24 protein-coding genes and 1 pseudogene are annotated in these 25,302 nt (G+C 57.4%); 18 read left to right on the top strand and 7 right to left on the bottom strand.

Features of this window, described 5'->3' with window-relative positions; translation table 11 throughout:
- The 3 genes and pseudogenes from AC2FLX_RS01285 to AC2FLX_RS01275 form a co-directional block, all read right to left on the bottom strand.
- Positions 1 to 113, bottom strand: a pseudogene (locus AC2FLX_RS01285) (IS110 family transposase); the annotation flags it as partial.
- 159 nt (positions 114 to 272) lie between these two features.
- Positions 273 to 1,571, bottom strand: coding sequence for a nucleotide disphospho-sugar-binding domain-containing protein (locus AC2FLX_RS01280; RefSeq protein WP_496875366.1), 1,299 nt, complete (start codon positions 1,569 to 1,571; stop codon positions 273 to 275).
- 4 nt (positions 1,572 to 1,575) lie between these two features.
- Positions 1,576 to 2,499, bottom strand: coding sequence for a GntR family transcriptional regulator (locus tag AC2FLX_RS01275; RefSeq protein ID WP_480749722.1), 924 nt, complete (start codon positions 2,497 to 2,499; stop codon positions 1,576 to 1,578).
- A 178-nt stretch (positions 2,500 to 2,677) separates the two neighbouring features.
- Between AC2FLX_RS01275 and AC2FLX_RS01270 the strand changes: the two genes are divergently transcribed.
- The 12 genes from AC2FLX_RS01270 to AC2FLX_RS01215 all read left to right on the top strand — a co-directional run bounded on the left by AC2FLX_RS01270 (position 2,678) and on the right by AC2FLX_RS01215 (position 13,079).
- Entirely contained in the window at positions 2,678 to 3,748 is a 1,071-nt protein-coding gene (locus AC2FLX_RS01270) for a polyamine ABC transporter substrate-binding protein (protein WP_496747579.1), read from the top strand.
- A 78-nt stretch (positions 3,749 to 3,826) separates the two neighbouring features.
- On the top strand, positions 3,827 to 4,681 hold the full coding sequence (locus AC2FLX_RS01265) for an ABC transporter permease (RefSeq protein WP_496809512.1): 855 nt from the start codon (positions 3,827 to 3,829) through the stop codon (positions 4,679 to 4,681).
- Positions 4,681 to 5,463, top strand: coding sequence for an ABC transporter permease (locus AC2FLX_RS01260; RefSeq protein ID WP_480749719.1), 783 nt, complete (start codon positions 4,681 to 4,683; stop codon positions 5,461 to 5,463). The genes AC2FLX_RS01265 and AC2FLX_RS01260 overlap by 1 nt, the downstream gene beginning before the upstream one ends.
- A complete protein-coding gene (locus AC2FLX_RS01255) occupies positions 5,460 to 6,521 on the top strand; it encodes an ABC transporter ATP-binding protein (protein ID WP_480749718.1) in 1,062 nt (353 codons plus the stop codon). The genes AC2FLX_RS01260 and AC2FLX_RS01255 overlap by 4 nt, the downstream gene beginning before the upstream one ends.
- A 24-nt stretch (positions 6,522 to 6,545) precedes the next feature.
- Positions 6,546 to 7,832 (top strand): nucleotide disphospho-sugar-binding domain-containing protein, encoded by a 1,287-nt coding sequence (locus tag AC2FLX_RS01250; protein WP_496809513.1) that lies wholly within the window; start codon positions 6,546 to 6,548, stop codon positions 7,830 to 7,832.
- Positions 7,829 to 8,194, top strand: a complete 366-nt coding sequence (locus AC2FLX_RS01245) for a cupin domain-containing protein (protein WP_496745589.1) — start codon at positions 7,829 to 7,831, stop codon at positions 8,192 to 8,194. The genes AC2FLX_RS01250 and AC2FLX_RS01245 overlap by 4 nt, the downstream gene beginning before the upstream one ends.
- A complete protein-coding gene (locus AC2FLX_RS01240) occupies positions 8,191 to 8,535 on the top strand; it encodes a cupin domain-containing protein (RefSeq protein ID WP_496745587.1) in 345 nt (114 codons plus the stop codon). The genes AC2FLX_RS01245 and AC2FLX_RS01240 overlap by 4 nt, the downstream gene beginning before the upstream one ends.
- A 34-nt stretch (positions 8,536 to 8,569) precedes the next feature.
- Positions 8,570 to 10,087 (top strand): aldehyde dehydrogenase family protein, encoded by a 1,518-nt coding sequence (locus AC2FLX_RS01235; RefSeq protein ID WP_496809514.1) that lies wholly within the window; start codon positions 8,570 to 8,572, stop codon positions 10,085 to 10,087.
- Between the two features lie 751 nt (positions 10,088 to 10,838).
- On the top strand, positions 10,839 to 11,282 hold the full coding sequence (locus tag AC2FLX_RS01230; RefSeq protein WP_496745584.1) for a DUF2852 domain-containing protein: 444 nt from the start codon (positions 10,839 to 10,841) through the stop codon (positions 11,280 to 11,282).
- Positions 11,283 to 11,349: 67 nt separating this feature from the next.
- Positions 11,350 to 11,787, top strand: coding sequence for an RDD family protein (locus AC2FLX_RS01225; RefSeq protein WP_496809515.1), 438 nt, complete (start codon positions 11,350 to 11,352; stop codon positions 11,785 to 11,787).
- A gap of 71 nt (positions 11,788 to 11,858) precedes the next feature.
- A complete protein-coding gene (locus AC2FLX_RS01220; protein WP_480749711.1) occupies positions 11,859 to 12,683 on the top strand; it encodes an arginyltransferase in 825 nt (274 codons plus the stop codon).
- A gap of 6 nt (positions 12,684 to 12,689) precedes the next feature.
- Complete coding sequence (locus AC2FLX_RS01215; protein ID WP_496809516.1) at positions 12,690 to 13,079, top strand: VOC family protein; 390 nt, start codon at positions 12,690 to 12,692, stop codon at positions 13,077 to 13,079.
- Between the two features lie 117 nt (positions 13,080 to 13,196).
- On the opposite strand, the gene AC2FLX_RS01210 is transcribed toward AC2FLX_RS01215, so the two are convergent.
- The 3 genes from AC2FLX_RS01210 to AC2FLX_RS01200 form a co-directional block, all read right to left on the bottom strand.
- Positions 13,197 to 15,551 (bottom strand): TRAP transporter large permease, encoded by a 2,355-nt coding sequence (locus tag AC2FLX_RS01210; RefSeq protein WP_480749709.1) that lies wholly within the window; start codon positions 15,549 to 15,551, stop codon positions 13,197 to 13,199.
- A gap of 18 nt (positions 15,552 to 15,569) precedes the next feature.
- The gene (locus tag AC2FLX_RS01205; protein WP_496809517.1) at positions 15,570 to 16,496 is read right to left on the bottom strand and encodes a TRAP transporter small permease subunit; all 927 of its coding nucleotides are present in this window, start codon (positions 16,494 to 16,496) and stop codon (positions 15,570 to 15,572) included.
- Between the two features lie 120 nt (positions 16,497 to 16,616).
- Positions 16,617 to 17,699 carry a TRAP transporter substrate-binding protein gene (locus tag AC2FLX_RS01200; RefSeq protein ID WP_496809518.1) on the bottom strand — a complete coding sequence of 361 codons (1,083 nt, stop codon included), beginning with the start codon at positions 17,697 to 17,699 and terminating at the stop codon, positions 16,617 to 16,619.
- A gap of 250 nt (positions 17,700 to 17,949) precedes the next feature.
- Here AC2FLX_RS01200 and AC2FLX_RS01195 point away from each other — a divergent pair, with 250 nt between their 5' ends.
- Together AC2FLX_RS01195 and AC2FLX_RS01190 are read left to right on the top strand one after the other, a co-directional pair.
- Positions 17,950 to 19,383, top strand: coding sequence for a cache domain-containing protein (locus AC2FLX_RS01195; RefSeq protein ID WP_496745578.1), 1,434 nt, complete (start codon positions 17,950 to 17,952; stop codon positions 19,381 to 19,383).
- Entirely contained in the window at positions 19,380 to 20,027 is a 648-nt protein-coding gene (locus AC2FLX_RS01190) for a response regulator transcription factor (protein ID WP_480749705.1), read from the top strand. Before AC2FLX_RS01195 ends, AC2FLX_RS01190 begins: the two co-directional genes overlap by 4 nt.
- 53 nt (positions 20,028 to 20,080) lie before the next feature.
- Here the strand turns inward: AC2FLX_RS01190 and AC2FLX_RS01185 are convergent, their stop codons facing one another.
- Complete coding sequence (locus AC2FLX_RS01185) at positions 20,081 to 20,929, bottom strand: HalD/BesD family halogenase (protein WP_496809519.1); 849 nt, start codon at positions 20,927 to 20,929, stop codon at positions 20,081 to 20,083.
- A 425-nt stretch (positions 20,930 to 21,354) separates the two neighbouring features.
- On the opposite strand from AC2FLX_RS01185, the gene AC2FLX_RS01180 reads away from it, so the two are divergent.
- The 4 genes from AC2FLX_RS01180 to AC2FLX_RS01165 all read left to right on the top strand — a co-directional run bounded on the left by AC2FLX_RS01180 (position 21,355) and on the right by AC2FLX_RS01165 (position 25,286).
- The gene (locus AC2FLX_RS01180) at positions 21,355 to 23,106 is read left to right on the top strand and encodes an acetolactate synthase 3 large subunit (protein ID WP_496809520.1); all 1,752 of its coding nucleotides are present in this window, start codon (positions 21,355 to 21,357) and stop codon (positions 23,104 to 23,106) included.
- A gap of 65 nt (positions 23,107 to 23,171) precedes the next feature.
- Positions 23,172 to 23,732 carry an acetolactate synthase small subunit gene (gene ilvN / locus AC2FLX_RS01175; protein WP_480749702.1) on the top strand — a complete coding sequence of 187 codons (561 nt, stop codon included), beginning with the start codon at positions 23,172 to 23,174 and terminating at the stop codon, positions 23,730 to 23,732.
- A 178-nt stretch (positions 23,733 to 23,910) separates the two neighbouring features.
- Positions 23,911 to 25,068 carry an aromatic ring-hydroxylating oxygenase subunit alpha gene (locus tag AC2FLX_RS01170; protein ID WP_480749701.1) on the top strand — a complete coding sequence of 386 codons (1,158 nt, stop codon included), beginning with the start codon at positions 23,911 to 23,913 and terminating at the stop codon, positions 25,066 to 25,068.
- A complete protein-coding gene (locus tag AC2FLX_RS01165) occupies positions 25,065 to 25,286 on the top strand; it encodes a hypothetical protein (RefSeq protein WP_496809521.1) in 222 nt (73 codons plus the stop codon). The genes AC2FLX_RS01170 and AC2FLX_RS01165 overlap by 4 nt, the downstream gene beginning before the upstream one ends.
- Positions 25,287 to 25,302 lie beyond the last annotated feature (16 nt).

Raw genomic sequence — 25,302 nt, 5'->3', positions numbered from 1 at the left:
ACCTGAACTCTACGCAGTTTCCTGCGCAGAATAGGCTGCCCCGCTGCATCTGCCCCGTGGGCCTGAAACACATTCTTCGCCAGATCGAGCCCGACCGTGATAATCTCTGACATGACCGCTCTCCTTTGTGGATCGTTGCAGACCCACCTTGGCACAATGATGCCGTCGGGGGGCGGTCACATCATCAGAGCGCTTTAGGTTCAGTGATTTAGAGTTCGTTGCGATGTACCCTTCCATCCTTCATGACAAAACGGATGACCGACGGGAATAAACTAGATTCGGTTAGGTTTTACACAATCCAGAATTTTTTGAGCAGCTAACGGAACCGACTTTTTCAACTGCATGATCTCTGAGTTCGCAGCCAGCCGGATCTTCATCTCCGCGTCCCCAAGTAGTTGGTTAATCGTATTCTCCAACTGCTCCGGTGTCCAATCCCATCGATTTACCCTGAGTCCGACACTGGTTTCAACTGCCCGCTGGGCGTTATCGTGTCCGTCCCAGCAATAGGGAAGGATCAGCGACGGGACCCCGAAATACAGCGCTTCGCAAAAGCTGTTGTTGCCGCCGTGGTGAATAAACAGATCGCATTGTTCAACCACGGACGGCTGCGGGAACCATTCCTGCAGATGAACATTGTCTGGTACTCTGGAATAGGCATCGATCTGGGCCCCGACATTGACCAGAAACCTCATGTCCATTTTCTTGAATACGTCGAACAGGCTTTCAAAAAATGTGACATCCATAGCACCCAGGCTACCAAAACTCACATACACCAGAGGCCCGTCGTTACGGGGCATCTGAGGTACACGGTAGGGACCTTCCTGGCGTACGCAGCCTTCGAGAAAGGTGAATTGTCCAGGACTCAGCGCCTGATCACGATCATGGCGAATTATAGATGGCGCCAAAAGAAGGTTTTGATGCGGTGATGTTTCTAGGAACTCACCTTTAGGCAATACCTCAAGTCCCCGATCCATGCGAAATTTGTTGTAGCGAGCATGAATTGGGCCAAGGGTCTCCAGGTACTGGTTCCGGAATGCCGCGCACCCGGCAGCGTCAGATGCCGGCAAGCCGGACAGGTACGGCGGTAGGCAGTTGTCTGGCAACTCGGTTTCCGCGCAAGAAATGACCCTGACCCATGGGCGCTCGGATCGTACGATGGCCGGGAACATGATGACGTTGTCGAGGACGACGACATCCGGGTTGATCCGCTCTAGCGCCGTTTCCAACCCCTGCTCAACCGATTCCGCGGTCTCGACGATTGCGCTCCAAACGGGCTCAACATAGGTGGCCAGTTGGTCAGTTGGGAGCATGCTAAAATGCGGTAGGTGATGACTCAGGAATTCCTGCCAATAAGTCTGGGTTTCCTCTTCTGTCAACTTTGATTGAACTGGGACGGCGAACTCGTCAAAACCGTAATCTGCGAATACGCCACCAAAGCCACCGTGGGTCAGGAAAACGGGGAGTGCGCCCATTGCGCGAAGTTCCTGAGCGATCCCCACACAATTCAGTGCAGCCCCAAAACTAGCTTCGGGGAAAAAGGCGATTACGGGTGCTTCCTCGCGGTTCATCATTCACTCATCGGATTGACCCGCGAGTCGCTTGGACTAGCGCCGGAGCACCACGATTGGCGACGCTGGGTCTTTGGTTCATTGAAAGCCGCAAATGCACCCTCATCAGATCCGCAGCAAGGTCGAAATGACCCTGCGCTATGAAATCAAGTATACGCAGATGTTCATCGAGCGCCTGCCTCATCCGAAAGTCGATCATACCGAATGATCCGCCTGGCAGGTGGCGCAACCCATGATGGGCCATGAGAGCAGAAGCTAGATACTGGTTTCCGGACGATCGAGCGATGAGCTTGTGAAAGGCAAGATCCGCGTCTTGGAAATCCTGGCTATTGAAAGAGTTTTCCGACTGCGCCAGAAGCGCTTCGGTCTGGCTGCGGACCAGATCGGCGCGCTTGGTGTCCAACTTGAAACCGTCGGACAGAATGGCCTGCGGTTCCAGTATCAGACGAAATTCGTAGCTCTCAATTCGTCCAGAACGGTCTCCGGGCATGCGCGTGAACACCCAGGATTGACCTTCGGCTTTCTGAATCACGCCTTGGGCCAGGAGAGCTTCGAGCGCACGCTGTGCAGCGCTGCGGGAAACCGAATATCTCCGGATCAGGTCCGTGACATTGATGGAGCCGCCCAGGCGTCGGGCGCCGCGATCGCGTAGGATGGCACTGGCGAGATCGGCACCAGCTCCGACCGCATGCTGGTTGAGTACCGAATGCCCCTTCTCGGGTTCACATTCCAGAACAAACCCGCCTTCTGCCGCTTTGCGTGCCATCCCCTCCTGCTCCAGCAGCCTCAATGCGGATCTGACCGGAGTGCGAGAGACGCTGCACGAATCAGCAAGGGTTTTTTCCACCAGCCTGTCACCCTGATGCAAATCGAGATCCATCGCGACATCCAGTATTTTTTGGGCAAGTTTCAAGTGTTTGCTTGGCGGCATAAGAAGGACGCTTTCGTCATACCCAACTAATATACAATAAAAACCGTATCTTAAATGACCTCACCGAGCCACACAAAAATGATTCAAAAAATTGTTGAGTTTTAATTCATCAAAAAATACCGTGATTGCATCATATATCTCGCCCCAGAAGCGAGCGCGAATGTCAAGGGAGGAAGACATGACCAACAAGTTCACCAATTCGTTCCGTTTGCCATTTGCTTGGCTCACCGCCGGGGCGGTCTGCGCACTCAGTGTATTCGCCGGAGCGGCCCAAGCAGAGAAAATCGTCATCTCGAACTGGGACGGCTACATGCCGCCGGACCTGCTCGAGAATTTCACGAAGGAAACTGGTATAGAGGCCGAGCTCTCGGTTCATGGCACCAACGAAGAAATCATGGGCAAGGTCGTAGCTGGTGGCGGTAAGGGCTACGACGTTCTTTTCGTCTCGTCGCCTTTTGCCGAAGCATTAAACAACTTGGGGCTGGTGGCTGCTATCGACCACGATAAGGTTCCAAATGCGTCCAACCTGTATGACGAAGCTAAAGAATTGGCTCATGATCCGGGCAACGACTATTCAATGCCATACGCCTGGGGCACGACGGGCTTATGCTACCGGTCAGACCTGATGGCAGAACCGACTTCGTGGAACGATCTGCTCAAACCCTCTGACGACCTCAAAGGCAAAGTGACAATGCTCTCTACGGATCGTTGGCTGATGGGGGCTGCCGCGCTAGCCCTCGGAAAGTCTCTGAATGATACGTCGGACGAGACGTTGGCGGCTGCAAAGGACCTGCTGGTTGCGGCGAAGCAGGATCTGCTGGCCTACGACGATGCAACTTTTTATCTGAAGTTGGTATCGGGCGAGGCAACGATGGTTCACGCCTGGGATGGCTGGTGTAACTACGGCATCGGTGAGAACGCAGACATCAAGTACACGATTCCATCAGAAGGATCGGATCTGTGGGTAGATGCGCTAGTCATCACAGATGCATCTGAAAACAAAGACGCGGCGCATGCTTTTGTGAACTATGTCTTAGGCGCGGATGTCGGTGTCTGGGTTGCCAGCAATATCCTGTACAAAACGCCGAACAAGGCTGCGATGGAGGCACTGGACCCGTCCTTGATCGAAACTTTCCCGAATATGGGAATGTCGCCTGCAGATCTTACCAAGTACGAGCAGTTGCGCGATCTCGGCAATGGCCAGAAACCCTTTGCTCGGACAGTGACCGAAATCATGGCCGCACAGTAAGTGATCGAACCCTGAGCAAAGCCCGACCCGAACAAAGGGTCGGGCCTATACGACACTACTCCACAGATTGCCAAGTATATGACCAATCGACTGAAATCGGTGATCTTGCTGGGGCCGGGCCTGGGTTGGCTTGCACTTCTGATGGTGGTGCCGTGCGGCCTCATTTTCACCTATGCGTTCTTTGAACGCGGCGTCTATGGCGGCATCGACTACGCCTTTACGTTTGAAAATTTTGTGCGGGCCGCCGACCCTCTTTACCTTGGGATCTTCCTGCGCTCAGCCAAGATTGCATTTCTGGCCACCATGATCGCCATCCTGATCGCCTATCCGGCGGCCTATGCTATCACGCTGGCGCCGCGCCGTTGGCAGACCGGTTTGCTGATCTTGGTGATCCTGCCGTTCTGGTCCAACTACCTAATCCGCACTTACGCTTGGATCGTGATGCTGAACCGCGAGGGGTTGATCAACAATACCCTGCAGGGGGCCGGCTTGATCGATGAGCCGTTGTCTCTGCTTTATAATAATTTCGCTGTGATCGTTGGGCTTGTCTACAACTACACCCCCTTTGTGGTTCTTGCGATCTATTCATCGCTGAACCGAATAAACGTCGAAACCATAGAAGCCTCGGAAGATCTTGGAGCGCCCGCTTGGACCACTTTCTACCGGGTGATACTGCCACAGACCATTTCGGGCGTCGCGGCAGGTGGTGTTTTTGTATTTGTGCTGTCGATCGGCAATTTCATAACGCCCGATTTGCTTGGTGGCGGGCGACTTCAGATGGTTGGAAACCTGATCTATGACCAGTTCCTGAGCGCCCGCGACTGGCCGTTCGGAGCAACCCTGTCGATGCTCCTGATTGCGATCATGATGGGGCTTTTGTTCGCTCAGGCGGTATTGGCCAATCGCGCAGCAGGACAGAGAGGGCAGGACTGATGCGGAACCGAGCCAACATGGGCCTGAAGCTGCACCTGGTTTTGTTTTACACGTTTCTCTATGTGCCAATCCTTGTGCTCATGGCACTAAGCTTTAACCGGGCCGGACTTCCAACTGTGTGGACCGGATTTTCGTTGGAATGGTACGGCAAGTTGTTTACCGCGGATCCAATACTGTCGGCGGCGCGCAACACGCTCATCGTGGCCTTGATCTCGACCGTTCTGGCGACAATAATCGGCACGCTTTTAGCGGTCGGCGTCGAGACACGGCGCAATTCTTCAGTTCTAGACGCGGTTCTGTTCGCGCCGATGATCATCCCCGACATAGTTCTAGCCATCGCGCTCTTGTCCTTTTTCACACTGCTCAACATGACGCTCGGGCTTCATTCGATCATCCTCAGCCATGTCGTATTTAACATAGCCTTTGTTGTCGCCGTGGTGCGTACGCGGATGCGCAATTTCGACCATTCGATACTTGAGGCCAGTGCCGACCTTGGGGCCAGCGAATTCACTACCTTTCGCCGCATCCTGCTGCCCGCCATCGCGCCGGGGGTTATCGCCGGGGCGCTGTTGTCTTTCACCCTGTCAGTGGACGAATTCATTATTGCCTTTTTCACCGCCGGTGCCGGGCAATCCTCGACCACGTTGCCGATGCAGATTTACGCAATGATCCGATTTGGCGTCACGCCGGAAATCAATGCGATGGCTACCATCGTCATGTTCGTTTCGTTCACGCTGGTCTTCTTCGCGCAGCGTGCCGACAAAGAGGTTTTCAGCCGATGAGCCAAGGGGTTCAACTCAGGAATATAACCAAGCGATACGGTTTGGTTACTGCGATCGACAACGTTTCACTGGATATTCGCGACAACGAGTTCTTTGCACTTCTGGGCCCATCGGGCTGCGGCAAGACCACACTGTTGCGGACGCTGGCGGGGTTCGAAACACCACAGGAAGGACAGGTAATCGTTGCCGGGCAGGACGTGACAAACATACGCCCCAGCAGGCGGCCCTTGAACCTGATGTTCCAGTCCTATGCCTTGTTTCCGCACATGAGCGTCGAAAAAAACGTCGCCTATGGGTTAGAGATGGAGAAATTACCCAAGGACGAAATTGCCACGCGAGTGGCCGAGGTTCTGGAAAGTGCGAAACTTTCGGGATTTGCCGGGCGCAAGCCGGATCAGCTTTCTGGTGGGCAGCGACAGCGGGTTGCTTTGGCGCGCGCGCTGGTCAAAAGGCCAAAGGTCCTGTTGCTGGATGAGCCCCTTTCAGCTCTGGACAAGAAACTACGAGAAGAGATGCAGCTGGAGCTCAAACGGTTGCAGCACGAGGTGGGGATTACATTTCTGATTGTTACCCATGATCAGGAAGAGGCTCTCGTCATGGCCGACCGGATCGCGGTCTTGCATGATGGCAAGCTGGCGCAGGTCGGTACTCCTCACGAGCTCTACGAACACCCCGGATCGCGCTTTGTTGCAGATTTTATCGGCGTGATGAACTTTCTGGATGGCAACGCCGTCGACGGCGGTGTCGATGTCCACGGGGCGGGAATGCTGAGGGGCGTTTCCGAGCTGCGCGGTGCTGCCACGATTGCTGTGCGCCCGGAACGGGTCAGCCTGATGCAGACCGCCCCTCAAGATGGACGCAACTGCATTCCCGGCACTGTCGAGGAAGTCGCCTATCACGGGTCAGACCTGGGTGTGCATGTGCGCGTTCGCGGCGGGAGGAGCACCCTGTCCGCCCGCGTTCCCGCCAGCCAAGCCGACCGTGAAAGTATCCAGCCGGGTCAGGATGTCCACTGCGTATGGGATGCGAAACATTCCCGCATCCTGCCCAACTGCTAAGCCAAATCTAACCGGAGACCTACAATGTCACAGAAAACCATCGCCTTCTTCCCCGAAGCTGCCTTTGGCCCTGCGCTGAATTCGGTTGGCATCGCGCAGGCCTGCGAGAAACTGGGCCACAAGGCAGTATTTCTGAGCGATCCCGGCTTTGTTGAGGTATATGAAGGTTATGGGTTTGAGGCGCATCCCGTTGCCCTTTCAGAGCCGATGGAACCCGAAGCGATGGCAAAGTTCTGGGAGGATTTCATCAACGGCCACATCCCGAATTTTCGCAAAAGCCCGATTGACCAAATCGATAACTACGTCAAGGATTGCTGGGAGGCGATCGTCGACAGCGCAAAATGGGCGCAAAAAGATCTGCCGGGGGTACTGGCAAAAATCAAACCAGATATGATCTGCGTGGATAATGTCATTATGTTCCCAGCCATCAAGCAGTTCGGCGTGCCGTGGGTACGGATCATCTCATGTTCCGAAAATGAAATCCCTGACCCGATTGTGCCGCCACACTTATCGGGCTGCCGGGTGGATGACCGCGAGGGCATGGAGGCCTATGAGGCAAAGTTCCACGAGGTGATCAAGCCGATCCACGACGACTACAATGCGTTCCTGGCCAGATGCAACGAAGGCGCCTATCCGATTGGAGAGTTTTTCGAAGCGTCGCCCACAATGAACCTTCTGCTTTATCCCGAGCCGGCAAAGTATGAACGGCAGAACCCACTGGACCCAAACCGCTTCCAGTATCTTGAAGGTTGCGTACGCGAAGAAGAACCCTTTGAGGTGCCAACGTTTAAGTCCAACAATGACAAACCACTTCTCTATGTATCTTTCGGGTCGCTTGGCGCAGGCGACACCGACCTGCTAAAGAGGATCATTTCGACCATTTCGAGGTTGCCCTACCGGGCGCTCGTAAATGTCGGGGATTACATGGACGAATACACAGACATTCCCGACAACGTGCACATACAGAGCTGGTATCCCCAGCCTTCGGTAATTCCGCAGGTTGACGCGGTGATACATCATGGCGGTAACAACTCGTTCACCGAGTGCCTGTATTTCGGCAAAGCAGCAATCATTATGCCCTATGTCTGGGACGGCCACGATAACGCCACTCGTGTTCAGGAAACCGGCCACGGGTTCGGGTTTCACCGATACGACTGGACCGATGATGAATTGGCTATTGCCCTCGACAAATGCATCAACGATCCAGCCATACAGGCGAAGATGGCGGCAACCTCTGCGCACATGCAGTCACGGCATGGCCCGACCAAGGCAGCTGGCATTCTTGACGACATCCTGAAAGCCGCGGAATGAGCAGCGCCCCGCATCTTTCCGAAATCTCGACCCGCGCTGACCTCACGGACTGGGGGCTACAGCCGGACATGATTGAAGGCCAGTCGCATTCATCGGGCTTGCTGGTTTACAAGGGCCCGGACAACCGGCCGGAGATCGGCGCATGGGTCTGCACTCCAGGCCGCTGGCGCCTAACGATACCGCGTGACGAGTTCTGCTATTTTGTGCAGGGCCGCGCGGTCTATCGGTCGGATGCAGGCGAAAGCATCGAAATCACGCCCGGAACGGCCGTACTATTCCCCGCCGGTTGGATAGGGGAATGCACGGTCGAGGAAACATTGCGCAACACCTACTACCTAACGGATCGCGAACCTGAATCATGACCACGCCACGTATGCAAAACCCGCTCCAGCAGACTGACCTTGTCGATTGGGGGGTAATCCCGACAATGATCGAAGGGCAATCCTGCACGTCAGGAAAGCTGATCCACAAGGGGCCTGACGGCCAGTCCGAATGCGGCCTTTGGGTCTGCACTCCCGGTAAGTGGGAATGTCACGTCACCAAGGACGAGTTCTGCCACTTTCTGGAAGGCCGTTGTACATATGTCCATGAAAGCGGCGAGGTAATTGAGATCACGCCCGATACGGTGGCTTTTTTTCCGCAGGACTGGAAAGGCGTCTGCACCGTCCACGAGACGGTCAAGAAAGTGTACATGATCCGCTAACGGCGCAATGCCTGTCAAACAAGGGGACTGCCCAATGCGTGACCCGTTCCAATCCAGCTACTACCTCAACCCCAGGCATGTTCCGTTGCAGGATGGTGGGACCACGCTGGTCAATCCGTCAACTTTGCAGCCCGTCGGGATTTTTGGTGAACCGTCGCCGCAGATCGTGGACCAGGTTCTGGATCGGGTCAATGCGGCGCAAAGGAAGTGGTCTGCAATGGACTGCAAGTCTCGCGCGCGGGTATTGCACCACATTGCCAACGACATCGAAAGCGGCGACATGCATGAGGTCGCCCGTCTGATGACGTTGGAAACGGGGAAGCCGTATCCGGAATCCATCGGTGAAATCGCGAACATCCCGCCGGTGTTCCGGTACTACGCCGAGATGGCTCGCAATGACGCAGGCAAGATAGCCGGCACGATGCAGACCGGATCTTTCCAGTATCAGACATACGAACCCTACGGTGTGTCGGTGCACGTGGTTCCGTACAATTTTCCTCTCATTCTTGGGTGCTGGTCGATGGCGGCATCGCTTGCAGCAGGCAACGGCGTTGTGTTGAAGGCCTCGCCCGCAGGAACATTGTGCACGATGGCCTTCATGGAGTTTTTCCGAGCTCTTCCCGAAGACCTGATTGCCTGCCTGCCAGGTGGGGCAGACGTGGGCAAGCAACTCATTGCTAGCCCCAAAACCCACGTGGTCGCCTTTACCGGGTCCGTGCCGACAGGTCGTGCGGTGGCAATGGCCGCAGCGGAAAACCTGAAACCCGCAGTGATCGAGGCTGGAGGAAGCGACCCGCTGATCGTCAGTAAACACGCGGACATCGCGGTCGCTGCTGCCGGGGCGGTTACCGCCGCCTTTTTGCAATCGGGTCAGGTTTGCACATCGTCTGAACGGATTTTTGTGGTGGATGACGTATACGACGATTTTGTCGATGAGTTCGTGGCCCGAACCCGGAAACTGCGCATCGGCGACGGTATGGGGGTGGCGGAAATCGGACCGTTGGCCTCCAAGGAGGCGCGCGACAAGGTCGAGCGGCTGGTGCGCGATGCAACAGAGAAAGGCGCGGTGGTTGAGGTAGGAGGCGGTATCCCGGATGACGCCGGACCGGGTTGGTTTTTCGAGCCAACGATTCTGACCGGCGTGACGACAGAAATGGCGCTAACTCGGGAAGAGGTCTTTGGGCCAGTCGCCTCGGTCATTCGGGTGAGCGACTTTGACCAAGCGCTTGAACTGGCAAACGCGTCACAGTTCGGTCTCGGCGGATGCCTGTTTACCAGCGACTTGAACGAGGCATTTCAGGGGGTGAATGAACTACAGGTGGGGATGGTCTGGGTCAACAACCCGCTGGTGGACAACGATGCCTTGCCTTTTGGCGGCGTCAAGAATTCTGGGCTTGGGCGCATGCTAGGCCTTCAGGGACTCGAAGCCTTCAGGCGATCCAAGATGGTCGTGATCGACCCGAAGGCGAAGGAAGCAGACTGGTGGTATCCCTATCCCGACGATTGGTTCTATTCGGAAGGCGTACAGGGCGGGAGAAAGCACACCGGCTAGGGTGACCGGTACGGCCTGGTCGACTCTACAACGGAGGATGTGCTAACGGCAGGATTGTCCCGCATCTGAAACATTCGCCTCGAGTGTGGAAAAGGTCCGCTTTCACTCATTGCTCGATTAGTCGCGTGTCAAGAACTGATCAAAGGGCGACGAGCAAAGGCTGATGTCGCCCCTGCCCTAATCCCATCGTCAAATCACTCATAACAAATCTGCTCGGCTGGGGACAGCTGGCTGTGTCCCGTTGCAGGGTTCACAAGGCCCCCAAGTTGTTTTGGTTCTTACGCTCTTTTATTTGACTAAATCCGCACAGCCGCCAAACGCCTTACGGAGCGCGCCAGAAGGCGATTTCATGTTGCACACACACTGCACAAGATGCCACTTAACTAACTGAAATTAAACACCTATACCCCCACCCCACCATAGGGGCGACGGAGAGCCTGGACGCTTATTGCGGGTCGGTTTTCTGTCCTACTGCCTCAAGCGTCATCACGGCCACGTTATGTTGGAACCCAGCGCAATCGAGCAGTCTTCGTGGGTTTTCGGAGGTTTCTGATTCGAGCGCACAGCATCTGACACATCCAACCGACCTGTGCAGCAGCCCGATCTTTCCCTTTTTGCCAATGTCGGTGGCGAATGTTCAATCGGTGGGTGACATAAATGTAAATCTTTTTCACATTACCTCTTGCATTCCCCTTTCCCTTCCCCATCTTGATCAATGTGAAAGGTGTTTACATCAATCAGGAGAGCCCAGATGTCCACATTGTCCGACCCCGTCCCTCCCGCTCATCCGGGATGGCTTTATCGTAGCGAAGCCTGGCTTGACAGCAAAGGCAAAGGCGCCTGGATCGCCGCGATGGTCCTTGGCTTTGTCTTCTTCTGGCCCATCGGCCTGGCCCTTCTCGCCTATATGATCTGGAGCAAACGCATGTTCAGCAAATCCTGCAGCCGCCGCAAAAACTGGCACAGTCACATGAGCGCCATGAAACCTTCGGGCAACAGCGCGTTCGATGCCTACAAGGCCGACACCCTGGCGCGGCTGGAACGCGAACAGCAGGATTTTGAAGAGTTCCTCAGACGTTTGCGTGAGGCCAAAGACAAGGCCGAATTCGACCAGTTCATGGACGAACGAGTGCGTGCAGCTCGCGATGACCGTGCATCTCGCGACGATACGGATGCACCGAAAGACGACGTCTGACCAAAAAACCGCCCTGTCCGGCTTCGCCGGGCGGGGTTCGTCGCCCCAGTTTCTTAGGACGATCAAAATGAACCATTTGCCCGACCCTGACCGCCAGCCCCAATTCTATCAGAGCGTGGTGATCAAACGCTTTGTTGCGTGGTTGATCGACGTCGTCGTCATATCGACCTTCACCATGTTCGCCGTATTGCTGACCGTGGGCCTTGGCCTGTTCTTTGTTGCCTTGATCTTTATGCTGGTCAGCTTTGTCTATCGTGTCGCCACCATCGCCAACGGGTCGGCCACATGGGGGATGCGGTTCGTCGGGATCGAACTGCGCGATGCGTTTGGGGCGCGGATGGATGCAGGAAAGGCAATCGCGCATACCGCTGGCTATTTCGTCAGCATGGCCTTCCCGGTTATCCAGGTCGTGTCGGTGATCATGATGCTGACCAGCGCTCGCTGTCAGGGCCTGTCCGATGCGTTTCTGGGAACGGTGGCATTGAACCGGCGGGCAATCGCCTGAAAACAGTGCATTGAATCCTTGGCGGGTTTCGAAACGATTGGTATCATCCCCCAAGCAAACACGGAACCTGCATGCGCCATACGCTGCCGATAGCGCCACAATTCTATGTGACGGCCCCCCAGCCGTGTCCTTATCTTGAGGACCGGATGGAGCGGAAATTGTTCACCGCCTTACAGGGCGAAGGCGCAAACAGATTGAACGATTCCCTGTCGCAGCAAGGCTTTCGCCGCTCGCAGAACGTGTTGTACCGGCCCTCGTGCACCGAATGTTCCGCCTGCCTGTCTGCCCGGATCGACGTTTCCGTCTTCAGCCCCGGCAAAAGCCAGAAGCGGACCGCCAAACGCAACGAGCATCTGGAACGGCGCGCCATGTCGCCCTGGGCAACGGACGATCAGTACGAACTGTTCCGAAGATATCTGGACACACGGCATGCTGATGGCGGGATGGCCGATATGGACGTGTTCGAGTTTGCCGCGATGATCGAGGAAACCCCGATCCGCAGCCGTGTCGTCGAATATTCCGACCGTCGTACCGGCGACCTGACTGCCGTCAGCCTGACTGATGTCCTCGAAGACGGACTGAGCATGGTCTATTCTTTCTATGACCCGCACCAGCCTCAAAACTCGCTGGGCACCTACATGATCCTCGATCATATCGACATCGCCCGCGAGGCCGGGTTGCCCTATGTCTATCTGGGTTATTGGGTGCCGGGAAGTTCAAAGATGGGATACAAGGCCAAGTTCTCTGGCCTTGAGATCTATCTTGGGGGGCGTTGGGAAAAGGTGACGAACCCCCGGCACTACGAGGATATTGCCCATCACCCGCTGGCCACCGACCCGATTGCCGAACAGGTCGCGAATATCCAGCTGCCCGACCGGCATCCGACCAAGGGTTGAGGCGGGATGCAGCAATCCCTGTTCGCGGTCACGCTTGTCGTGCCCGATTATGATACGGCCATCGCGTTTTATGTCGGAGCGCTGGGTTTCACTTTGACGCAGGACGAGGATCTGGGCGGCGGCAAACGCTGGGTTCGGATCGCGCCTCCGGGCGCCTCTGACGGATCGCTGATACTCGCCAAGGCTGATGGAGACAGACAGCGCGCGGCCATTGGCAACCAAACCGGCGGCAGGGTCGGTTTTTTCCTGACCACCGACAATTTCGAACGCGATCACGCGGCGATGTTGGAAAAAGGCGTGGATTTTGAAGAAGCACCCCGCCGGGAACCCTATGGCAAGGTCGCCGTCTGGCGTGACCCGTTCGGCAACCGCTGGGATTTGTTGCAGTTCACCTGACACAAACCAGAAACACTGCCTGGCAAAGCTGCGAGGCATGAAAGCGCAACACCTTATATACCGACAAAAAACGGGAGCCCGAAGGCTCCCATTTCGTTTCAGCATTCACTCCCGCAATCAGTTCGGGATCAGTGCCGGTACGATTGTCACGATGGCCGGGAAGAACCACAGGATACCGATCCCCACCACCTGAATGATGACGAATGGCACGATCCCCCGGTAGATGTGACCGGTTGTGACCTCTTTGGGTGCCACCCCTCGCAAGTAGAACAGCGCAAAGCCGAATGGTGGGGTCAGGAACGAGGTTTGCAGGTTTACTGCCACCATGATCGTGACCCATTTCGGATCGAACGACCCGCCATAAATCACCGGCCCCACGATCGGGATCACGATGTAGATGATCTCGAGGAAGTCCAGGACGAAGCCCAGGATGAACAGCACCAGCATCACGATCAGGAAGACCGTAAACTCGTTGTCGAAGCTCTTCAGGAACTGCTGGATATAGTGCTCGCCCCCGAACGAGATCACCACCAGGTTCAGCAGTTGCGACCCGATCAGGATGGTGAAAACCATCGAGGTCACTTTTGCGGTCTCACGCACAACAGGTGTCAAAACGCCGCTTGTGAACAGAACCCAACAGCCGAACAGCAGCCCGAACAGAGCGTAGATGTAGGTCGCATAAGCCGCAAAGAAGGCGATCCACGATTCGACGCTGACATCACCCTGGTTGATGCGCAGGTCAAAGTTCACGCCGATCAACAAGCAGATGATGATCGCGAAGGTCGACCAGATGATGACCCGGCCGGACCGACCCTGATCCTGAAGCTTGCGATAGGCCGCCAGCATGATGGCCCCGCCCGCCCCAAGCGCGGCTGCGGGTGTCGGGTTGGTAATACCGCCCAGGATCGAGCCAAGAACCGCGATGATCAGAACCAGCGGTGGGAAAACCACCCGGATCAGTTCATTGCTTGCACAGCGTGCGGCTGCTTCTTTGCAGCCATAGAGCGCCAGCAAGAACGGCAGCGCCAGCAGGACGAATGTCACACCGGACGAGGTTGTCGGAGCAACGGCAAGGATGTCGACAAGCACCATGCCCAACAAGCCCAGAGCCCCGAGTATCAACGGCGCCGTGGGCCGCGACGGTGCAATTCCCCGACCCAGGATCAGCGTCAGTCCAAGCAGGACAACAATCACGGCAACACCCGTTCCGATTGGAGCGGCGGCCGCGATCTTGGCGGCACGGGCCTCGGCCAGTTCCTCGTCACTCAGCTTGTGCGAGGCCTCAACGCCCCCGGCGGCATCGATCTGCGCCTGTTCCGTGACGGCCTGATCCCAGGCCGACTGTCCGTGCAACTCGATCATCGAGGCCTTGCATTCGGCAGACACATTGGTGCGCAGCGAAGCGCCCTCGGAGATATCCGAGAAGCCGGAGACCGAGACATCCTGAGTTCCGATCAGCCCAACGCTTCCCATCAGGACCGCACCCACGATCAGCCCGAGCGGAGCGGCCAGCAGCCATGTCAGCCCTTCGGCGCGCGTGATCGGCTCACCGGTGCCGCCCGACATCGCGACGGCTGGCGCGTGTTCGGGGTTCAGCAGGGCATAGCCGAATGCATAGAGCGCGTAGAGGATTGCCAGCATGATCCCTGGCAGCAGGGCGGCCTGGAACAGAGTGCCGACCGAAACCACGGCGGGCTCACCCAGATAGGTCAGTGCATCGGAGCAACCTGCGGCCGCAGCCCGGGTTTCCTGCGCGGTGGAGTAGAGATCACCCGCGAGGGTGCCCAGCAGAACGATCACGATAGAAGGCGGGATAATCTGTCCCAACGTGCCCGACGCGGCGATAACGCCGGTCGCAAGTTCCGGAGAATAGTTGTTGCGCAACATGGTGGGCAAGGCCAACAGGCCCATGGTCACCACGGTGGCGCCGACGATACCCGTGGAGGCGGCCAGAAACGCGCCCACCACCACGATGGACACCGCGAGGCCGCCGGGGAGCGGGCCAAAGACACGCGCCATGGTGGTCAGCAGATCGTTGGCGATCTTGGAGCGTTCCAGGGTAATGCCCATCAGGACGAACATCAGCACCGCCAGAAGCGTTTCAATGGATTGCCCCGCCAGCACGCGCTCGTTCATGCGGTTGACGATGAAGGAAACATTGCGATCCAGCGCAGTTTCCCAACCGCCGACAAAGACGTGCTCGGCAACGCGTGGCAAATCCGGGTATCGGAAGACCGAGATCGAATCGGGTCGTACCCCTGACGCGATCAGGTCGGCATACATTTGCGAGCCCGTGTCGATCGCCTGATGCACCAGCATACCGGCACTGTCGAGCGCGGCGATGATACCGAACGAGATGATACCGGCGCCACCGATGGCAAAAGCCACCGGGAAGCCGCTCAGGATGCCTCCGAAAAGGCAAAGAAACACGATTATGAGGCCGATTTCGACGCCATCAAGACCGAATAGCATATTCTCTAGTCCCCGTACTTAATGAGCGCCTTCATAGGCTTCTTCGCCCTCGCCAAGGGTATCCTTGTCGAGGTATTTGTACGCACTTTCCGGCCCTTCCACGAATTCGAGATACGAGCGGTAGAAAAAGGCGATTGCGTGCAGAAAGACCATGGCTGCGAAAGAAACCAGCAGGATCTTGAACAGGAAGTACCCGTTGAATCCGTTTGGGCTGAAGCCGATGGTTTCCACATTCCAGCGAAGCGCGCGGGATTTCATGAGCAACCTGTCCAACGTATCGCTGGCGGACGGGTTCGGCACGATCAGGTGCCGCCACAGGAAGTACCAGCCGTAAAGCCAGACCAGCACCGCCATGGGCATCATGAACAAAAGCGACCCGAACATATCCACGACGCGCTTGCCGCGGTGGCTGAGGCCGGCATAGATCAGATCGACGCGCACATGCCCGCCCTGCACGAATGTGTATGTCGCGCACAGGCAAACAACCATCGCGTTATAGAGCTTCAGCTCTTCGGCATACCAACTGATGTCCATCTGGAACGGGATGCCAAGACCAAAGGCCATGTCGGGGCGGGCAAAAACCCGTTGCATGAAGACGATGACGATCTGCTGGATCACCATCAGCAACCCGGCCCAGGCAAAGAAGCGCCCGGTCGTGTTGGCAAAACCCTCCAGCCCGCGAACCATGCCCCACATAAATTCGCGCTTGTAGAGGCCAATAGCCGTCAGCAGCAGAAACAGCGTGAACACGACAAAGAAGAACTCAACCGAGCCCCCGTAGTAGACAAAGCGCATGATCGCTTCCTTGTCGGACCAGTTGAGCCAGAGCTGCGGATGCGTGATCGCGTATCCGAAGTTGTAAAATGCCTCGGCGATGTTCAGAAAGAACCAGATCAATCCGTCGAACAAGGCGCCGAAAAACGACGTGCCGTTTTCGTCTTGCATGTTGTCCCCAGAGTCTCGTCAGTTCCCAAGCTTGTGCCTGTCTGGCATCCGTTCGTGCTTGGGAAACCGAAAATGCTCCCCCGCGCGCGGCGGGGGAACTTTCATTTCGGGAAGGTTGGCTTAGCCCAGAACGCGGTCGCGCTGTGCGGTATAGGCCCCTGAAGACAGGTTCAACCAGGCAGAGGACGACTTCATGGATGCCATGGCGCTGTCGTGAATCTTCTTGAACAGCTCATCTCCCATGTTTTCGTTCATGACGTCCTGCGAAGCCTGACCAAAGGCATCCCAGACACTGTCAGGGAATTCCATGATCTTGACGCCACCGGCCTGCAGTCGCTGCAGGGCTGCACCGTTGTTGGCCAGGAATTGCGCCAGGTTCCACTGGTGGCACTCGCCCGCCGCGATCTCGATGATCTTCTGATGCGCGGGGCTGAGGCTTTCAAAGACTTCTCGGTTGGTTGCCAGCGACAGACCTGCACCCGGCTCGTGGAAGCCCGCGGTATAGTAAGTCTTGGTGATTTCCTGGAAACCGGCCTTTTCGTCGGCCCACGGCCCGATCCACTCGGTGCCATCGATCGCGCCGGACGACAGCGCCTGATACACTTCGGAACCCGGAATGTTCTGCACCGATGCGCCCAGCTTGCCCAGCGCCTTGCCGCCCAGACCTGGCATGCGGAACTTGAGACCGTTGAAATCTTCGGGGCTGTTGATCTCTTTCGAGAACCAGCCGCCCGCCTGAGCGCCGGTGTTGCCCGCCAGGAACGACTTGAGGCCAAAAATCTGGCCAAGTTCGTCATGCAGTTCCATGCCGCCGTCCTGATAGTACCAGTTGACCAGTTCCTGCGCGGTCATGCCGAACGGTACGGCGGTAAAGAACGCGTAGCCCGGATGCTGACCGACGAAGTAGTAGTCGGCACCGTGGTACATGTCAGCCTGGCCTGATGTGACAGCGTCGAAAACCTCGAACGCGCCGACCAGTTCACCGGCGGCCTTCAGATCAACCGTCAGCTGGCCATCGGACATTGCGGTGATATTGTCGGCTGCGCGCTGCGCCGAATCGTGCACGCCCGCCAGGCCCCGGCCCCAGGTCGTGACCAGCGTCAGGGTACGCTTGCCCTGCGCATATGCCGGAGCCGCCAGCGCGGTTGCGGCAACCGCCGAACCGCCCAAAGCGGTATTTTTCAGAAATGAACGACGATCCATGTGAGTAGTCCTCCCCTATGATAGTCTTGCCCGAAGCAAGGCTTCGGACGGATCGTTTCAGGTGAGGTCAGCCTAGCGATACCGATTCCGATGTGAATACCTAGTACTGCGTAGACCACCCATTTTTTCGGCCATAAACACAGGTTTCCTGCGCCGATACGAAACGGGCCAGCGGTGTTGGCCGGGGCGAGCGGCGAAAAATACCGCAATCCTTTTGATTTTGCGGCTGCCATTGCGTAACGATTCGCGCATGCGGTCTTTTCGTGAACTGATCAAGCTGAGTTACGCCCAGAAGCTGGCCTTGATCGCTGCTGTCCCATTGGTGGTCGCGGTGGCGGCGATTGCCGTTATGGTGGCGTACGAGGCCCGCGCAACCGCCGAGCGCGAAATCAGGGCGCTGGAAAAGAGGCTGATCGAGACCAAGAAGGACGAACTGCGGAACTACGTGACACAGGCACGCAACGGGTTCGGCTATATCTACGGCCCCGCCTCGCCCGATGATCAGGAGGCCAAAATCCATGTCGCGCAGATCCTGGCGGCGATGATCTATGGCACGGACGGGTTCTTTTTCGTCTACGACTATGACGGCACCAATCTGGTCAGTCCCCGGCAGACCGAATTCATCAACCGCAATTGGGAAGGGCTGACCGACAGCAATGGCATTCCCGTCGTTGATGAATTCATCCGTCTTGCGCGCGAGGGTGCAGGTTGGCACAGTTTCATGTGGGAAAAACCCTCGACCGGCGAAGAGGCGATGATGATCGCCTATGTCGTGGGTCTGCAAGACTGGCAATGGGCCGTCGGCACCGGCGTCTTCATCGACGACATTCTGGCGACGGTTGCCAACGCCCGTGCCGAGGTCGAGGCAAGGGTCCAGCGCACGTTCTATTATATCGGGGCCATCGTGCTGGCGGCGCTTTTGATCGTGTTCCTGTCGGGCATGTTGCTGAACATCCGCGAGCGGCGGCTGGCGGATGCCAAGCTAAAGGAACTGACGCAGCGGGTTTTCGACGCGCAGGAAGAAGAACGCGGCCGCGTGGCCCGCGAACTGCATGACGGTATCAGCCAGATCCTCGTCGGCGTCCGTTATGCGCTGGACAACACCCGTCGGCGGTTGGGTCGCGGCGATGACGAAGGCGCGCGCGAACCGTTGGAAAAAGGCATCGAAAATCTGGGGGCTGCTATCACCGAAGTGCGCCGGATCAGCCGCGACCTTCGCCCGGGCGTTCTGGATGATCTGGGCCTTGGTCCAGCCCTCAAGGCGCTGACTGACGACTTTCGCGAGCGCACCGGCATCGAGACCGATTTCACCACCGTTGTATTTCGCAACAGGTTAGATCAGGACAGCAAGATCGCGCTTTACCGTATCGCGCAGGAAGCCTTGACGAATATCGAACGCCATTCCGGTGCCTCGCATGTCTCGATCGACCTGCGCGGGCACAAAAAGGGGGCGACGATGCGTATCGCCGACAACGGGCGCGGGTTGCGGTCGCAGCCAGGGGAAATCGCCCGTGGCATCGGCCTGCGGAACATGCAGGAACGGATCGAACAGCTTGACGGCACTTTGCGCATCCTGTCATCACGCGGGGCACAAAGCGGCACGGTTATCGAAGTCAGCCTGCCGCTCAGCCACCTGTTGCCTCCCGGCGAGGAAGCATTGCCGAAAAGAAAGGCCGGAACATGAACGTTGAGCCTGTCCGTGTCCTGATTGTGGATGACCACCCCATGGTTGCCGAGGGCATCCAGTCGATTCTCGAAAGCTACGACGATATCCTGGTAGTCGGAACGCTCGGAAACGGCCAGGAGGCAGTAGAGAACGCCGTAACGCTGGCACCGGACGTGGTGCTGATGGACCTCAACATGCCCGGCCTGGGCGGATTGACTGCCACCGAGATGATCCTGGAGCGCCTGCCCGAAACACGCGTCCTGATCCTGTCGATGCATGACAGCCCCGAATATATCTCAACAGCGCTCAGTCATGGCGCTTTGGGTTATGTGCTGAAGGACGTGCCGACCGACGAGATCAAACAGGCGATCGACGCCGTGATGCGCGGCGAACGGTATCTGTGCACCGGCGCAATCGGATCGTTGGAGCCAAAAGAGAATGAGGCGCGAGAGGCGCTGACCGGGCGCGAACAGACGATCCTGCTGCAATTGGCACAGGGCAAGTCGAACAAGGAAGTCGCCATCGTACTCGACATCTCGGTGCGCACCGTCGAGACGCACCGCAAGAACATCAAGCGCAAGCTTGGCATTTCCTCGACCGCAGGCCTGACGCGGTACGCGATGGAACACGGCATGTTGCAAGGCACCGGCGTCGGGTTTTGACAACCTCGAACACGGACCGAGACCATCAAATCGAGCCACCGCCCAATGGGATGCTAGTCCAACAGCTTGTCCAGACGACGCCCTTCGCGTTCAAAATGATGCGGAAGAACCCGACCATAAAGCTGCCTAGTTCGTTCGACGCCGCCGCACATGCCCTCGGTTTCGACAAACGAGAAGATGCCGACATAGCGTTTTCTGTCACCCTTGACCGGCGCCACCCGATGCAGCGAATACCGCCCCTTGAATATCTGCAGATCACCGGGGCGAAGTTCCAGCCTGCGTACCTGTGTCATGTTTCCGTCCAGAACACTGGCCACACCGTCGAAATTCTCGTCGTCCGAGCTGCGCAGGTTTGGTGCGTACTCGAACTCGCCGCCGGTCTCACCGTTCTGGATTGCCAACGTCACCGTGTAGTTGTTGGTATCGAAATGCCAGGGGAACCCCTGCCCCTCCTCGACAACGTTGATGATCACATCCGCCAGAGGATCGTCATAACGGAAAAACCGATCTTGGCTTTCATTCAACGCATCGCGAATGAACGGCATGAAGCCCGGAAATTCGTAGATTTGCCGCAAGGGTCCTGTCGCAGGGAAATTGTCTGCCGGAACAAAGGCGTTCGACCGGTCATAAAAACGCCTTACCGGATGACCGGGGCTTAGTGCCGGGTCGTCCTTGCTGAAATAGGCATTGGTGCGATTGAAAGAGCGATACGCCATCGGTGCCACTGCATCGGCTTCCTGAACAAGGGTTTCAACGCCTTGTTCATGAACAAAGCCGGGCAAAACGGCACAACCATCTTCACCGAGCTCGCGGCGAAGATCCTTAATCATACGGGCGTAGGCGGGCGAGTCTCGCCTGTCCATCGGATAGCGGCCCAAATCAACCAAATCGTAAAGCTTCATGTGAACGGTCCTTGCACTTGTGTCCTTCTTCCACGCTGTCCCTGCAGCGTGGCAGCGGGACCGGAACCGTTCAGGTCTGTTTCGGACATTGGCTTGACGGTTTTGGACCTCATTTCGCGGCGCAGCTCAATTTTCTGTCAGAGCTGTTGGCGGATGTTCCCCGCATGCGGCAATCTGCGCAACAAAATGTCGCAAAAACAGCGCCAAGCATCCGGATTTCGCCAGATTGACTGTTGACGCCCTTTGCCCCCGACCATAATGTCCCCGCCAGCAAGAAGGAGCCGGTGGCGATGACCACACTAGTCGTAATCGTAGGAACCAAGCGCATGGGCCGGTAACGGAAAACCATAATCGAACCCATGCGCCTCCGAAAGTTCGGGGGCTTTTTTTATGCCAAACCGCATGTCGCCAATGGAGCAAAGCAGATGACACGTGAGATGACCGGAGCAAAAATGGTGGTTCAGGCCCTGAAGGATCAGGGTGTGGACACGGTATTTGGGTATCCCGGTGGCGCCGTCCTGCCGATCTATGACGAGATTTTCCTGCAAAACGACATCCGCCACATTCTGGTGCGACACGAACAGGGCGCGGTGCACGCCGCCGAAGGGTATGCCCGATCGACCGGCAAGCCGGGTGTCGCGCTTGTAACCTCTGGCCCCGGTGCGACAAATGCAGTGACCGGCCTGACCGATGCGTTGATGGATTCAATTCCGATCATCGTTCTGACCGGCCAGGTGCCGACCTTCATGATCGGATCGGACGCGTTTCAGGAGGCCGATACCGTCGGCATCACCCGACCCTGCACCAAGCACAACTGGCTGGTGAAGGATACCGACAGACTGGCAGCGACCCTTCATGAGGCGTTCCACGTCGCAACTGCCGGTCGCCCCGGACCGGTTCTGGTCGATATCCCCAAGGACGTCCAGTTCGCCAGCGGAGAATACCAGCCGCCTAAACCTTCGACCTCACACTATCAGCCTGTTCTCAAGGGCGATCTTGAAGAGATCACCGAACTGGTCGCCGCGATGGAAACAGCGAAGAAGCCGGTATTCTATACCGGCGGAGGCGTGATCAACTCCGGCAAGGCGGCCAGCCAGCTTTTGCGCGAATTGGTAGATGCGACCGGATTCCCGATCACCTCGACCCTGATGGGGCTGGGCGCCTATCCGGCGTCGGGCGATAACTGGCTGGGTATGCTGGGTATGCATGGACTTTATGAGGCCAACATGGCCATGCACGACTGTGATCTGATGATCAATATCGGCGCCCGTTTCGACGACCGGATTACCGGACGCATCGATGCCTTCAGCCCGCATTCGAAAAAGGCCCATGTCGACATCGACCCCTCCTCGATCAACAAGGTGATCCGCGTCGACATCCCGATTGTCGGCGACGTGGCTCATGTTCTGGAGGACATCCTGAAAGTGTGGAAATCCCGCGGCCGCAAGACAGACGCCGCCGCTGTCAAACAGTGGCAGGCGCAGATTGCCGAGTGGCGGAAGGTCAATTGCCTTGCCTACACCAACAGCGATAAAACGATCAAACCGCAATATGCGCTTCAACGTCTTGAGGAACTGACCAAGGGGCGCGATCGTTATGTCTGTACCGAGGTCGGTCAGCACCAGATGTGGGCGGCCCAGTTCATGGGCTTTGAGGATCCTAACCGTTGGATGACGTCGGGTGGCCTGGGCACAATGGGCTATGGCTTCCCCGCCTCGATCGGGGTGCAGATGGCGCACCCAGAAGCGTTGGTGATCAACGTTGCGGGAGAAGCTTCGTGGTTAATGAACATGCAGGAGATGGGCACCGCCGCGCAGTACCGCCTGCCGGTGAAACAGTTCATCCTCAACAACGAGCGCCTGGGGATGGTGCGCCAGTGGCAGGAACTGCTGCATGGTGAGCGCTATTCTCACAGCTGGTCCGAATCCCTGCCCGATTTCGTCAAGCTGGCCGAGGCCTTTGGCGCCAAGGGTATCTGCATCAGCGATCCGGCGGATCTGGACGATGCGATCATGGAAATGATCAACTATGACGGCCCGGTTATCTTTGACTGTCTGGTGGAAAAGCACGAGAACTGCTTCCCAATGATCCCGTCGGGCAAGGCGCATAACGAGATGCTGCTGGGCGAGGCCGAGACGCAGGGTGTGATCCAGGCCGGCGGTGCGGTGCTGGTGTAACCGAATTCGGCGAATTTCCCGACCCAGATGGGACGGGCATGAATTGAGTGAAGAAAGGGACGTAAATGTCTGCCCTACATATCAAACAAGGTTCCACCCGCCATTCCGCCTATAACCTGCGGCCGACTTTTTCGGACGTTCAGGAAAAGCACACGATCGCGGTTCTGGTGGAGAACGAACCCGGCGTTCTGGCCCGTGTCATCGGGTTGTTCTCTGGCCGCGGCTATAACATCGAAAGCCTGACGGTGGCCGAGGTGGATCACACCGGCCACCTGTCACGCATCACCATCGTCACCACCGGCACGCCGCAGGTGATCGAACAGATCAAGGCGCAATTGGGGCGCATCGTCTCGGTCCGGGACGTGCATGACCTGACCGTCGAAGGCGCGTCCGTCGAACGGGAACTGGCGATGCTCAAGGTGGTGGGCGAAGGCGACAAGCGGGTCGAGGCGCTGCGGCTGGCGGATATCTTTCGCGCCAACGTGGTCGACAGCACGCTGAACTCGTTCATCTTCGAGATCACCGGCGCGCCGGACAAGATCGACGCCTTTGCCGATCTGATGCGACCGCTTGGGTTGGCCGAGATCGCAAGGACCGGTGTCGCGGCCTTGCTGCGCGGCGACTGAAGCCACCCTGCGCGCGGCCAAGTTCAGCGGGCGCGCTCTGCCTTCATGCGTCGGGTCACGCGTTGTGATCCGACCGGCTCTGAACCGGTCATGTCGCTTCGGGAAATATAGAAGTCGCGAAGCTTCAAGCAGCAGACGTTTTTGTGTGGCCTCTTCCTGCAAGCTCAGGAGAACGCGCATGACCACATCAATGACCACTCTGGCCGATGTCCGGCAACCCATTGAGCAGGCTCGCGGCCTGCCCAATGAGCATTACACCGACCCTGCGGTACATGCCGAAGAAAGCCGCGCGTTGTTCCTGGACGGTTGGGCAGGTCTTGCAGTGACTGCGGACGTGCCGGAACCCGGTGACGCGGTTCCTATGGAGTTTCTGGGCATTCCCCTGCTGCTGTTGCGCGATCGCGAAGGTCAGGTGCGGGTGTTTCAGAACATCTGCCGCCACCGGGGCATGATCCTGGTCGAAGAGCCGCGCAAGATCGAAGGCGCCATCCGCTGTCCCTATCACAGCTGGTGCTATTCCACCCAGGGCAAGCTGGTTTCAACCCCTCATGTCGGCGGTCCGGGACAGAACACTCACAAGGATATCGACAAGAACGATCTGGGCCTGATCGAGGTGCGCAGCCACATCTGGAATGAGGTCGTATTCATCAACGTATCCGGCAACGCCGCACCGTTTTCAGAATATTTCGCGGATTTGCTGGAACGCTGGAAGGAATTCGATGTGCCGGTCTATCACGGCGGACCGGAAAGCACGATGCAGCTGGACCTGAAGACCAACTGGAAACTCGTGGTCGAGAATTATTGCGAGAGCTACCACTTGCCCTGGGTGCACCCCGGACTGAATTCCTATTCCCGGCTGGAGGACCATTATCATATTCAGGAGCAAGGCAAATTTTCTGGTCAGGGAACTCTTGTCTATCGCCAGATCACCGACGAGGATGGCAGTACATTCCCTGATTTCCCCGGCCTGTCTGACAAATGGGACACGGCAGGTGAGTATCTGACATTTCTGCCCAATGTCATGGTCGGCGTTCAGCGCGATCATATGTTCGCGATCATCCTAAACCCCTTGTCCGTCAACCGGACACTGGAGACGGTCCACCTGTTCTATGCCACCCCGGACACCTCGAAGTCGTTGAGGGAAAAGAACGCCGAGCAATGGCGCGTTGTATTTGTCGAAGACATCATGGCGGTCGAAAGCATGCAAAAGGGCCGCAGCGCTCCGGGCTTTGACGGTGGCCGGTTCTCGCCTGCAATGGATGGCCCGACGCATCTGTTCCATGACTGGGTGGCTGGTCGGTTGCAGGCCCACCGCACCAGCCAGGCGGCAGAATGAACCGCTTGGATGCACGGCTTCTTGCCGCGCATGAGGCCGGCGACCGCCAGACGCTGGTTGATCTGTACGAAGAGGCCGCCGACTCTGCGACGGATGAAACCGCCTGTGGGTTCTTCCTGACCCATGCCTATGTGTTCGCGCTGGAGGCCGGACTGACCAAAGCCGCCAGCCTGCGCACGCGTCTGGTTGCGATGGGGCGGGAAACTCCGCCGGAATGACCCGGTGCTCACGCCC

The sequence above is a fragment of the Ruegeria sp. YKSF57 genome (genome assembly GCF_059612585.1).
This window is presented reverse-complemented; position numbering and strand designations above follow the sequence as displayed.